This is a genomic window from Streptomyces sp. Je 1-79 (assembly GCF_025195125.1).
Lineage (GTDB): Bacteria > Actinomycetota > Actinomycetes > Streptomycetales > Streptomycetaceae > Streptomyces.
In genome coordinates this window covers 19,298-32,053 of record NZ_JAMGSL010000019.1, presented here as the reverse complement: position 1 = coordinate 32,053, position 12,756 = coordinate 19,298, and the positions used below count along the sequence as shown (strand labels likewise).

Annotated in this window: 8 protein-coding genes; 4 read left to right on the top strand and 4 right to left on the bottom strand. The window is 74.7% G+C overall.

From position 1 onward, the window contains the following. Positions 1 to 23: 23 nt before the first annotated feature. The 4 genes from M5362_RS30425 to M5362_RS30410 all read right to left on the bottom strand — a co-directional run bounded on the left by M5362_RS30425 (position 24) and on the right by M5362_RS30410 (position 3,670). Entirely contained in the window at positions 24 to 887 is an 864-nt protein-coding gene (locus M5362_RS30425; RefSeq protein WP_260231061.1) for a biotin-dependent carboxyltransferase family protein, read from the bottom strand. Next, a complete protein-coding gene (locus M5362_RS30420) occupies positions 884 to 1,510 on the bottom strand; it encodes an allophanate hydrolase subunit 1 (RefSeq protein WP_260231060.1) in 627 nt (208 codons plus the stop codon). Before M5362_RS30420 ends, M5362_RS30425 begins: the two co-directional genes overlap by 4 nt. Beyond that, positions 1,507 to 2,271 carry a LamB/YcsF family protein gene (locus M5362_RS30415; RefSeq protein ID WP_260231059.1) on the bottom strand — a complete coding sequence of 255 codons (765 nt, stop codon included), beginning with the start codon at positions 2,269 to 2,271 and terminating at the stop codon, positions 1,507 to 1,509. The genes M5362_RS30420 and M5362_RS30415 overlap by 4 nt, the downstream gene beginning before the upstream one ends. 118 nt (positions 2,272 to 2,389) lie before the next feature. Further along, positions 2,390 to 3,670, bottom strand: a complete 1,281-nt coding sequence (locus M5362_RS30410) for an MFS transporter (RefSeq protein ID WP_260231058.1) — start codon at positions 3,668 to 3,670, stop codon at positions 2,390 to 2,392. A 172-nt stretch (positions 3,671 to 3,842) separates the two neighbouring features. On the opposite strand from M5362_RS30410, the gene M5362_RS30405 reads away from it, so the two are divergent. The 4 genes from M5362_RS30405 to M5362_RS30390 all read left to right on the top strand — a co-directional run bounded on the left by M5362_RS30405 (position 3,843) and on the right by M5362_RS30390 (position 12,663). Further along, positions 3,843 to 4,547, top strand: coding sequence for a GntR family transcriptional regulator (locus M5362_RS30405; protein ID WP_260231057.1), 705 nt, complete (start codon positions 3,843 to 3,845; stop codon positions 4,545 to 4,547). A 242-nt stretch (positions 4,548 to 4,789) separates the two neighbouring features. Then, positions 4,790 to 6,316 carry a hypothetical protein gene (locus M5362_RS30400; protein WP_260231056.1) on the top strand — a complete coding sequence of 509 codons (1,527 nt, stop codon included), beginning with the start codon at positions 4,790 to 4,792 and terminating at the stop codon, positions 6,314 to 6,316. Positions 6,317 to 6,857: 541 nt separating this feature from the next. Then, positions 6,858 to 7,754 carry a hypothetical protein gene (locus M5362_RS30395; protein ID WP_260231055.1) on the top strand — a complete coding sequence of 299 codons (897 nt, stop codon included), beginning with the start codon at positions 6,858 to 6,860 and terminating at the stop codon, positions 7,752 to 7,754. A gap of 46 nt (positions 7,755 to 7,800) precedes the next feature. Further along, entirely contained in the window at positions 7,801 to 12,663 is a 4,863-nt protein-coding gene (locus M5362_RS30390; protein WP_260231054.1) for a hypothetical protein, read from the top strand. The last annotated feature ends 93 nt before the right edge of the window (positions 12,664 to 12,756 follow it).

The following is a 12,756-nucleotide window of genomic DNA, read 5'->3' as shown; positions in this document are numbered from 1 at the left end:
CCACCGCCCGCCGGCCGGTGCGCTCAGCGGACCGGAACGAATCGCACGACCGTGCCCGGCACCGCCTGCGCCGCCGCGGCCAGGTCGGACTCCCGGACCACCGCCACCACCGGATAGCCGCCCGTCGTGGGATGGTCGGCGAGAAAGACCACCGGCCGCCCGTCCGGAGGCACCTGCACGGCCCCCAGGACCATGCCCTCGCTGGGAAGTTCAGCCGAGATCGCCCGGTGGAGGGGCGGCCCCTCGGTGCGCAGCCCGATGCGGTTGCTCGCGGCGGAGACCCGGTACGCGCGCGTGGCCAGGGTGTGGAGCGCCCCTGGTGTGAACCAGTCGTGACGCGGCCCCAGCCGGACCCGCAGGACGAGTTCCTCCGGCGGGCCCGGCCAGGGGGGAGCGTCGACCGACCCCCGTACGGCCGACGCCGCTCCCAGCGGCAGCACCGTCCCGTCCGCCAGCGGAGCCGGGCCGAGCCCGGACAGCAGGTCGGTGGAGCGGCTGCCCAGGACGGGTTCGACGGCGAGGCCGCCGCCGAACCCCACGTACGCGCGCAAGCCCCGGAGGGCCGGACCGACGTCGAGGAGCGCGCCCGCGGGAACCCGTACCGCCGTTCCCCAGGCGGCCGGCCGGCCGTCGACGGTGACCGGACACGGCGCGCCGCCGACGGCGACGGTGACCGCGCCCCGGGGCCGCACCGCACACCCGTTGACGGTGGTCTCCAGGACCGCAGCGTCCTCCGGATTGCCCACCAGACGGTTCACCAGCCGCGCCGCCCCCGGATCCAGCGCTCCCGAGCGCGGCACGCCCAGATGTGCGAACCCGGTCCGCCCCAGGTCCTGCACGGTGGTCAGCGCTCCGGCCCGTACGACGGCGAGGGCACGATCGGTCACCGGCGCTCCACCACGAAACGCACCCGGGCGCCGGGCGCCAGCAGCGCGGCGGGCTCACGGCCCGCGTCCCACAGCACCGCGTCCGTTGAGCCGATCAACTGCCAGCCGCCGGGGGAGGAACGGGGATACACGCCCGTGTACGGTCCCGCGAGCGCGACCGACCCGGCCGGTACGGAGGTGCGCGGAGTGGCCCGGCGCGGTACCTGGTACTGCTCGCCGAGCCCCGTCAGATAGCCGAAGCCCGGCGCGAACCCGCAGAAAGCGACCCGGAACTCGGTGGCCGAGTGGATCCGGACCGCCGTCTCCACGGACACCCCCCACAGCGCGGCGACCTCGGCCAGATCGGGACCGTCGTAGCGGACCGGTACGTCGACGGCCTGCTCCACGCGCGCGTGGAGCGGCGGAATCGTCCATTCCCGCAACTGCCCCGCCAGTTGGTCCGGGGCGTCGACCCCGTCGAGCAGCACCGTCCGCGCCGCCGGCACGATCTCCCGTACGGTCGGCAGCGCACCGCCCGCCCGCCGGCGCAGCAGCTCGGCGTGGAAGGCCTCCGTCTCCGTGCCCGTCCCCAACTCGACGAGCAGCGCCCGTTCGCCCACCCGGAACACCCGCCGCGCCTTCACGCGAACGCCTCCACCCGGACGCCGCCCGCCTCCAGCTCGGCGCGCACCCGCCGGGCGAGAACGACCGCGCCCGGGGTGTCCCCGTGCAGACAGAGCGAGCGGGCCCGCACGGCGACCGACCGCCCGCAGTGCGCGGTCACGACCCCGAACCGGGCCAAGGACACCGACCGTTCGACGACCTGCGCCGGATCGGTGACGACGGCCCCCTCCTGCCCGCGCGGCAGCAGGGTGCCCTCCGCCGTGTACGCCCGGTCTCCGAAGGCCTCGGCGACCACCGGCAGCCCCGCCTTCCGGGCGGCCTCGTGCAGCCGGGAGCCGGGCAGGCCGAGCACGGGCAGCCCGCCACCCGCGAGCAGCACCCCGTCGACGACCGCCGCCGCCTGCTCCTGGTCACGGACCACCCGGTTGTACAGCGCGCCGTGCGGCTTGACGTACGAGACCCGTGACCCGGCCGCGCGGGCGAAGACGTCGAGCGCGCCGATCTGGTACGCGACCTCGGCCGCCAGCTCCTCGGCCGGGACGTCCATCGCGCGCCGCCCGAAGCCGGCGAGGTCGCGGTACGAGACCTGGGCCCCGATCCGTACGCCCCTCGCGGCCGCCAGTTCGCAGACGCGGCGCATGGTGACCGCGTCCCCGGCGTGGAAGCCACAGGCCACGTTGGCGCTGGTGACGACGGACAGCAGCTCCTCGTCGTCGGTGAGCGTCCAGCGGCCGAAGCCCTCTCCGAGGTCGGCGTTGAGGTCGATCGAGGCCTCGGTCATGGTCCCTCCCAGATGAGATCGGCCCGGGTGTGGCCGGACGTCCGGCCGGCCGTGGGGAAGGGCCGGCCCGCACGTGCACGCGCGCGTGCCGCCCGCGGGCCGAGCACAGTCGCCGGTGTCACGTCAGTTCCCTTCCGCGCGTCTCCGGCAGCCCCAGCAGGGCGAGGACCGCGAGACCATAGCCGACAGCTCCGAAGACCAGTGCCCCGCCGACGCCCCAGCTCTCGCCGAGGAAGCCCACCAGGGTCGGGAAGACCGCGCCCACCGCGCGGCCGGTGTTGTACGTGAAGCCCTGCCCCGTGCCCCGTACCGCCGTCGGGTACAGCTCGGCGAGGAAGGAGCCGAATCCGCTGAAGATGGCCGACATGCAGAAGCCGAGCGGGAATCCGAGCACGAGCAGGAGCGTGTTCGCCCCGGAGGGGATGTTCGTGTAGGCGAGGACGGACAGCGCGGACAGGGCGGCGAAGAGCGCGATGTTCTTCTTCCTGCCGAGCAGGTCCGTGAGGTAGCCGCCGGTCAGATAGCCGATGAAGGCGCCCGATATCAGGAACGCCAGGTAGCCGCCGGTGCCGACGACCGTCAGGCCCCGTTCGGTCTTCAGGAAGGTCGGGACCCAGGTGGCGAGGGTGTAGTAGCCGCCCTGCACACCCGTCGAGAGCAGCACCGCGAAGAGCGTGGTGCGCAGCAGGGACGGTTTGAAGATGGCGGTGAAGGAGCCGCGCTCGGCCGAGGCGCGGCGGATCTCGGCGGCCTGCGGGGCGTCCTCGACGTTCCGCCGGACGTAGACGACGAGCAGCGCGGGCAGGGCGCCCGTCCAGAACATGACCCGCCACGCGGTGTCGGCGTCGACGAACGCGAAGACCAGGGTGTACACGATCACCGCGAGCGCCCAGCCGACCGCCCACGCGCTCTGGATGCCGCCGAGCGTACGGCCGCGGTGCTTGGCGGAGGCGTACTCGGCGACCAGGATCGCGCCGACCGCCCACTCGCCGCCGAAACCGAGGCCCTGGAGGGCCCGGAAGACCATCAGCGTCTCGTAGTTGGGCGCGAAGCCGCACAGGACGGTGAAGAGCGCGTAGGTGATGACGGTGATCATCAGCGCCTTCACGCGGCCGATGCGGTCGGCCAGGATGCCGGCCAGTGCGCCGCCGATCGCCGAGACGACCAGGGTGACCGTGGTGAGCAGGCCGGTCTGGCCCTTGTCCAGGCTGAAGTAGGCGGCGATGGCCACCATCGAGAGCGGCAGCGTGAAGAAGTCGTAGGAGTCCAGGGCGTATCCGCCGAACGCGCCGCCGAAGGCGCGCCTGCCGCGCGGCCCGAGGGCGCGCAGCCAGGCGAACGCGCCCGTGTCGTCGGGCCGTTCGCCCTGGGTCTGCTGCTGGGTCTGTGTCGTGCTCATGGGCACCTCGCGGAGGGGGGAGGGCGTGCTGAGTGACGTGTCCGGGGACTGTGCGGTGTCGTCAACGTAGGGGATCGTTCAACGATCCGACAAGAGGTATGTCGGCATGTTCTTGTCTCCGCGAAGGACCTGGTATTGACTCGGCCGCGGGCGACGAGAGAAACGAGGCACGGTGGGCGGAATCGGCGAACTCGCGGACGACCGGGCACTGCTCGGGCGGACCAGCACGGCGGAACGGGTGGCGGACATCCTGCGCACCCGGATCGCCGAGGGCTTCTTCCCGCCCGGTACCCGGCTCTCCGAGGACAGCATCGGCGGCGCGCTCGGGGTGTCCCGCAACACGCTCCGCGAGGCGTTCCGCCTGCTCACCCATGAGCGGCTGCTCGTCCACGAACTCAACCGGGGCGTCTTCGTCCGGGTCCTCGCCGTCGAGGACGTCGCCGACATCTACCGCACCCGCCGTCTCGTCGAATGCGCCGTCGTGCACGGACTGGGGCAGCCGCCGTTCGCCCTGGACGGCCTCGCGGGCGCGGTGGAGGAGGGCGAGCAGGCGGCACGCGCGCAGGACTGGAAGGGCGTCTCCACCGCCAACATCCACTTCCACCGCGAACTGGTCGCCCTGGCCGGCAGCGCGCGCACGGACGAACTGATGCGGGGCGTCCTCGCCGAACTCCGCCTCGCCTTCCACGTCGTGGACGACCCGCGCGGTCTTCACGAGCCTTATCTCCTGCGAAACCGGGAGATTCTGGACGCACTGCTCGCCGGGGAGCGCGGGACGGCGGAACGCCTCCTGGCCCGCTACCTCGACGACTCCCTCACCCGGATCGTCGCGGTGTACGGGAAAGCGGTCGAGGAACCGGACTCCCCGGACGCCTGAGCCCGCGGGCCGCGCGCGGCACGGCCGGACGCCGCGCGGCGCACGCCGCACCGACGCACAGCAGACGCTGCACGGTCGTACGGCGCACGGCGGTGTCGCGTCCGCGCCGGGACGCCGGGCGTCGACGCGCCCCCACGCCGCGTGAGAGCGAGCCGCGTCCGCGCTACCACGTCCCGCCTCCGGCCGGGGTCGCATCTGCGCCGTTTCGACCGTTGTCAGTTCGAGGACCTAATCTGTGCACCGTGACTTCGCCTGCCTCGACGGACTTCGTTCCGCCCCAGCTCAGCGCGGGGCCGCGGCCCGCGCAGGGTCCGGCCGCCGACGAAGGGCTCGCGCGGCGCCTCCGCGCGCTCGCGTGCACGGCGCCGCTGCACGACCTGGACACGCGCAAGGCGAATCTGGCCGGTGAGTACTCGGTCTACGCGATGGCCGAGGTCGCCCTCGCCGCCATCGACCTCGTCACACTCAACATGGACTTCGACACGGGCGCCGACCACGAGCAGATCGTCGCCCGTCTGCTGCCCCGCGTCGCCGCCCAGGCTCCCGTCCGCCCCGCCGCCGAGCACGAGCGCGTGGCCCGCTGGGTCCTGGAGAACCTGATCAACGTCGGCAGTGTGGACCGCGGCTTCCGTGCCGTCTACGGCACCTTCGGCGCCGACGGCGTGTACATCCGCCGCGACTACGACTTCAAGCTGATCGAAGAAGTCCCCGGCTACGGCGGCGGGGTCTACCTCCGTACGACGGACGAAGCGGTCAACGTCCTCGTCGGCGCCCTCGACACCGACGTCACCAGCGCCCAGATCGCCGCCGAGGTCAAGCTGGAGGTCCTGATCAGCCGGGGCCGGCTCGCCGACGCCCAGCTCGCCGCCGAGCAGGCGCGGTACCGGACCGTCCAGTACGCCGAGACCCTGCGCAAGACCCTGGAGGCGACCCGGCGCAACGTGCGCGCGGTGGACTGGCTGCAGGCCGTCCCGGACATGATCGCCGAGGCGCTCGACCACGTCGCCGACCGGTACCGCCACGAGAACGCGATCCTGACCAACATCCGCAAGGCCCGTGACGAGGCCGAGGACCCCGAGCACAAGCGCCGCGCCGCCGAACTCGTCGACATCGTCAAGGACTGCATCCGCCGTCACACCCAGCTCCAGTCCCGCCTCCTCGAGGCGGGCCCGCTGTTCCGGGCGGAGCAGGACCGGCAGGCCTTCGCCGCCCCCACCTCGTACACCGGGATAGACCTGTACGGGCAGCTGGTCGCGCCGATCCTGCCGCTCCCCGTCGAGCAGGCGATCAAGGTAACGGACGCGTTCTTCGCCCGGGGGACGGGACTGCGCACCCCCGCGTCCGTGCGCGTCGGCGACCTGGTCGACATGCTCCTCACCCCGCCCGTCGAGCGCGAGCACCTGGGCGCGGAGATGCCCGAGCCGGACCTTATCGCCACGCCCGACGACAGCCGCTTCAGCGAGCAGCAGCTGGCGAGCGCGATGGAGCTGCTCGACCTGGAGCACGACGCCCCCCGCCGCCTCTCCGGCCTGCTCGCCGAGGCCCGGCTCCGCGACCCCGACCTGCCCTACCTGGTGGCCCTCCTCGCCGTCCACGCGGCGAGCCCCCCGGTCGGCACGGCGTACCGCCAGGGCGAGGAGCGGCTGCTCTTCGCGGTCGACGACGGAACGCAGCTCGACGACCCCGAATTCGGCGGTGCCGACCTGATAGTGGGCACCGCGCTGCTGGACGCGCTGGGCATGGCGGCGGACCGCTCGGAGGCCTCATGACGACCGACCGGCCGACGGCCGCGGCTCCGGACCTGACTGCGGCCACGGGCCCGGTTACGGATCCCGATACGGCCCCGGCTCCGGACCTGGCTAGGGCTTTGGCCACGGACCTGGCTCCCGCCACGGCTCCGGCTCCGGACCTGGCTACGGCTCCGGCTCCGGACGTGGCTACGGATCCTGCTCCGGCGCCGGATCCCGCCACGGCTCCGGCCACGGCTCCGGCTACTGATCCCGCGACGCCTCCTGCCACGGCCCTGGCACCAGCCACCGACCCCGCCCGGGACCTGGCCCCGGACACGGCGACCGACCCCGCCCCACCGCGGCCCGTCATCAGCACGGGTGTCGTACCGACGTACGTACCGGCACGGAGGAGCCCCGCCCCGTACGTGCGCGCCATCCGCCTGGCCCCGCCCCGCGCGGCCGAGCCCGGTGACCGGACCCCGCCCCGGCGGCGCGGCGTGAGCGTGACACCCGTCCGCCTCCCGTTGCCCCGCCCCGAGCCCACCGCACCACCGACCGCCCGTACCGAGGAGCCCCAGCCGTGAGCGAACACCACGCCGAGCACGCCGACGCGTGGAGCGAGCCGGAGCCCCCGCACGTCCCCGCCGCACCTCACCCCGTCACCCCCGCCGACGCGGCCGACGCGGCGCGGCTCGTGTCGTTCGGGCTGCAGCCCAAGCTGCTCCCCGCCCGTGACGCCGAGTACACCGAGCTGCTCCGGCGCTACCGCGAGGACCCCGCCTTCGCGCGTCTCGCCGACGCCGTCGCGACCGGACTGGGCCTCGTCGTCCTGGAGGTCTCCCCGCGCGCGGGGATGGCCGTCACGGCGGGCGAGGACTCCGTCTTCGCCGTCCGCATGGGCGACTACGCCCGCCGCGCCTCCACCGACTCCGCCGACCGCTTCCTGCACGGTCTCGCCCACCTCGCCGTCGCCGCCATGGCCTTCCCCCGCCCCGAGGACCTCGCCGACGACGGGTACATCGGCCGCCTCACCGTCAACGGCGTCGACGCCTTCGTACGCCAGGCCTGCCGACGCCTCGAAGAGCGCGCCGAGGAACAGGGCGAGAACACCGACCCCGCCTCCGACGCCCCCGGCCTGGAGGCCGCCTGGCGGATCTACGCCCGCCGCAGCTCCACCGGCGCCACCAAGGACGCCCGCCGCCTCGCCGGCTCCACCACGGGCATCGTCGGCAAGGCCGTCGCCTTCCTCACCGACTCCGGCTTCCTCCAGCGCACCGGCGACGACGCGGGCGGCGCCTACCGCACCACCGCCCGCTACCAGCTCCAGGTCCGCGACATGGCCGGCAGCGCCGCGATGGCCGAGCTCCTCGACCTCGGCGTCGTCCCGGTCAGCGACGGCTCAGCGACCCTCCTGCCGCCGCCCGACGGCGACGACCTGGAGCTCGCCGCCGACGCCGGCCTCCCGTTCCATGCGTAACCGCCCCGCGTAATTTCACAGAACCAGTCGACGAGAGTCCGCCGCCATGTACGAGTTGTCCCGGGTCCGCCTCTACTCCATCGGTCCCGCCGGTGCGCGCTACGCCGACACCGTCCTGGACCTGCGCGGAGTCGGGGCACCCGTGCCCAACCCCGCCCCCACGCAGGCGGAGTTCTTCGAGGAGGAGCCGGTCGGCCCGGCGCGCCGCCCTGCCCCCGCGGGCGTGCTCTTCCTGGAGAACGGCGGCGGGAAGTCCGTCCTCCTCAAGCTGATCTTCTCGGTCATGCTCCCCGGCCACCGCAACACCCTCGGCGGCGCCAGCTCCGGTGTGCTCCGCAAGTTCCTGCTCGCCGACGACTGCGGCCACGTCGCCCTGGAGTGGCAGCACACCCTCACCGGCGAGCTGGTCGTCGTCGGCAAGGCCAGTGAGTGGCGCGGACGCCAGGTCTCCAACGACCCGCGGAAGTTCGCCGAGGCCTGGTACTCCTTCCGGCCCGGCCCGGGCCTGAGCCTGGACAACCTGCCCGTCGCGGAGGCCACGTCCGTCCGCCCGCCCGTCGAGGGCGCCTCCGGCGCCCAGGGCCGCCGCCGCACCATGAAGGGCTTCCGTGACGCCCTGACGGACGCGGGCAAGGCGTACCCGCACCTGGAGGTCTACTGGGAGGAGATCCACGACCGCTGGAACGAGCACCTCGGCGACCTGGGCCTCGACCCCGAACTCTTCCGCTACCAGCGCGAGATGAACGCCGACGAGGGCGAGGCCGCCGGTCTCTTCGCGGTCAAGAAGGACTCCGACTTCACCGACCTGCTCCTACGGGCCGTCACCGACACCCGGGACACCGACGGCCTCGCCGACCTGGTCGGCGGCTTCGGCAACAAGCTGGGACGGCGTGCCGAACTCACCGCCGAACGGGACTTCACCGCCGGTTCCGTCGATCTCCTGGGCCGCATCGTGGAGGCCGCCGAGACCCGGGCACGCGCGCGTGACGTCCACGCCGGGGCCGAGCGCCGCACCCGTACGCTCGCCCGCCGGCTCGCCGCCCGCTCCACCGGGGAACGCGCCCGCACGGCCGAACTCGCCCAGCAGGTCACCTCCGCCGCGCACGCCGTCTCCGAGGCCGAGACCGCGCGCGGGCGCAGCTCCCTCATCGCGGCCGAACTCGCCTACCGACACGCCTCCCTGGCCCTGACCCTCGCCGAGAAGGGCGCCGCCTCCCAGCGCCGCGAACTCACCGAGGCCCGCACCCTGCACTCCGCCTGGCAGGCCGCCGAGGCCGTGCTCCGGCACCGCGCCGCGAGCGACCGCTCCGCGCGCGTGGCCGTCGCGATCCGCGAGGCCGAGCGCGACGCCGCCCCCGCGCTCGCCGCCCGCGCCACGGCCGCCGCCGACCTCGTACGCGCCCTGCACGCCGCCGCGGAGGACGGCGAGCGCCACGCCGCCGAGGAGGAGGAGCGCTCCGCGGCCCTCCAGGAGGCGGGCGAGACCGCCCATCGCGACGCCACCGTCGCCGCGACCGAGGCCCAGCGCGCCCGCAGCGAAGCGGGGCACCTGCGTCAGCGTCTCGCCGAGGTCGAGCAGGAGACCGCGGAGGCGGTAAGGGCGGGCTGGCTCGACGACTCCGCACCGGACGCCGACCCGGCCCGCGCGGCCCTCGCCGCGAGCGACGCGGAGAAGACCACGGTCGCCGCCTGGGACGCGGCCCGCGACGCCGCCCGTGCCGCGGCCGACCGCGCCCGCGAGGCCGCCGCCGCCGAATCCCGCGCCGAACTCGCCGCGGCCCGCGCCACGGACGCGGCCGAGGCCGCCGAGAGCGCCTACGACGCGGAGCGCCGTGCGGCGGAGTCGCTCGCCACCGACGACCGCCTCGCCGAACTCCTCAGCCTGCCGGCCCCGTCCGCCTCCCCGCTGCCGGGCCAGCGCGCGGGGGAGACCGGCAGGGGAGCGGCCGCCGACGCCCCGGGTGCCGCCGGCCGCGGCCCGGCCGGGGGCACTGGATCCGCGCCGGGAGGCCCGGGATCCCCGCACGGAGGCCTCGGATCCGCGCCGGGAAGCCACGGACCGACGTCCTCCGACGGGCCGGAGGGCGCTTCGGGCCCGTCCGGCACCTCCCAGGGCGCCGCCTTCGGACTCGCCGGGGAGACCGGCTCACCGATCCGGCCCGCAGGTCCCGAGGGGACCCCCGGCCCGCTCACGGTCACCGAGTTCGACCGGTACGCCGACGAGCTGCGGCGGCTGCTCGACCAGTCCATCGCCTCCGCCGAGCGGCAGCTCTTCGACCTGCGCACCGCCGCCGCCGACGACTCCCGCATCCTCGGCGCCCTCGGCGACGGCGGCCTCCTGCCGCCGGGCCCGGACGTCCTCGCCGCCGTCGAGTACCTCGGCGAGCAGGGCATCCCCGCGCTCCCCGGCTGGCGCTACCTCGCCCAGGCCGTCGACCCCGCCGACCACGCCGCCGTCCTCGCCGCCCGCCCCGAGCTGGTCGACGGTGTCGTGATCACCGACCCCGTCTCGTACACCCGGGCCCGCGAGGTGCTGAGCACGGCCGCCCTGCTGCCGCGCTCCACCGTCGCCGTCGGCACGGCCGCCGCTCTGCTGGCGCCCGTGCCGAGCCCCGAGTCCGGTGAGGACGCGGGCGTCTTCCTCGTCCCGCCGAACCCGGCCATGCACGACGAGCACGCGGCCGACGAGGAACGGCACGCCCTACGCGCCCGCGCCGCCGCCCGCGACGAGGAGATCCGTACGCTCGCCGCGCGGCTCACCGGCGACCGTTCGCTCGCCGCCCGGATCGGTTCCTGGCGCGCCGACTGCCCTCCCGGCATGCTCGCCGAGCTGGCCGCCGTAGCCGCCACCGCCCGCGAGACCGCCGAGGCCGCGGCGGCGACCCTCGCCGAAGCCCGTACGGTACGGGCCGAGGCGGACGAGGCCGCCGCCGACGCCGCCCGCGTACGGGACGAACGCCAGGAGGCCGCCCAGCGGGCCCGCCGCGCCGCCGACGCCCTCGCGGGCCTCGCGTTCCGGCTGCGTGAGCGCTCCGCCTGGCAGGCCAAGCTCCGCGAACTGGCCGACGACGCCACCGAGTCCGAGGCCCGCGCCCAGACCTGCCTGGAGCGCGCCCGGGCCGCCGACGAGGACCGCAGGGCCGCCCAGCGGACCGCCGACGACGCCCACCGCACCGCCCGCGCCCTGAGGGCCGAGCGCGCCGAGATCGCCGGCGCTCCCGACCAGCTCCCCGAGGTGGACCAGGGCGCCCCGCGCACCGCGCTCCCCACCCTCCGCGAGGCGTACCGCGCGGCGTCCCAGCTGTACGAGAAGGTCGGCGTCGGCACGGACCTCCGTGCCGAACAGGCCCGTGCCGAGAGCGACGAGTCCGCGGCGCTCGCCGAGCTCGACCGCCTCACCAACAAGGTCCGCACCCGCGCCGAGCAGCTCCTGGAGTCCACCGACGGCGCCGACGGACCGTCCCGCCAGGCAGCCGCGGCCCGCGCCGAGTCCCTCGTCCAGATGCTGGAGACCCGCGCGTCCGAGGCGAGCGAGAAGCTCGGCCGGCTCCGCGGCGAGGCCGAGCGCCTGGCCCCCGAGGACGGCGGGTCGCACACCGACCTTCCCGAGGACCAGGTCCCCGCCGACGCCGAAGAGGCCCAGGCCCTGCTCCGTACCGCCACCACCGAACTCGCCTCCCGCAGCGACGCCCTGGAAGCCGCCCGCACCGCGCACGCGAGCCTCCTGCGGGCCCACCGCGCCGCCGAGGACGCCGCGAGCGGCTTCGACGAGACGGCGGCGCTCCTGCGCGACCTGCTCCGCGACCACGCGGAGGACGAGGAGGACGGCCCGGAGTCGTACCCCGGCACGCTGGAGGAGGCCCGGCAGACCGCCGCCGAGGCCCGCCGCTCGCTGCGCGCCTGCGCCGCCGAGCTCTCCGGGGCGGACGCGTCCGTCCGCGAGGCGAGCGACATCCTCGTGCGGCACGCCAACTCGACCCGCTACGAGCAGGTCCGCACCCCCGCTCGCCAGCAGATCCGCGAACTGCCCGCCGCCGCGCTCCCCGAGCACGCCGCGAAGTGGGCCGAGGCCTTCGCGCCCCGGCTCCGCGTCCTCACCGACGAGCTGGAGCAGCTGGAGCGGAACCGCGACTCCATCGTCGACCGGCTGCGCGGCCTGGTGGAGTCCGCGCTGACCACGCTCCGTTCCGCGCAGCGGCTCTCCCGGCTGCCCGAGGGGCTCGGCGAGTGGTCGGGTCAGGAGTTCCTCCGCATCCGCTTCGAGGAGCCCGACCAGGCCACCCTCACCGAGCGGCTCGGAGAGGTCGTCGACGAGGCGACCCGCGCCGCGGTCAAGAAGAACTCCGACATGCGCCGGGACGGAATGTCCCTGCTCCTGCGCGGTGTTCAGGCGGCCCTTGAGCCGCGCGGCATCGCGGTCGAGATCCTCAAGCCCGACGCGGTGCTGCGGGCCGAGCGCGTACCGGTCGGTCAGATGGGCGACGTCTTCTCCGGCGGTCAGCTCCTCACCGCCGCCATCGCGCTCTACTGCACGATGGCCGCCCTGCGCTCCAACGACCGTGGCCGCGACAAGCACCGCCACGCGGGCACGCTGTTCCTCGACAACCCGATCGGCCGCGCCAACGCGACGTACCTGCTGGAGCTGCAGCGGGCCGTCTCGGACGCCCTCGGCGTCCAGCTGCTGTACACCACCGGTCTCTTCGACACGACCGCGCTCGCGGAGTTCCCCCTGGTCATCCGGCTGCGCAACGACGCGGACCTGCGCGCGGGACTGAAGTACATCAGTGTGGAGGAGCACCTGCGTCCGGGCCTTCCGCAGCCGACGGCGGAGGACGGGGCGGTACACGGCGAGATCACCGCGACCCGGATGTTCCGCCGCTCGCCGGCGGAGGAGCCGGTGAAGCGGTGAGTTCGTGAAGCGATGAGCCCGAAGCGATGAGCTCACCAAGCAGTGAGCTAACCAAGCAGTGAGCTCGTGCAGTGGTGAAGCGGTGTGAACGGC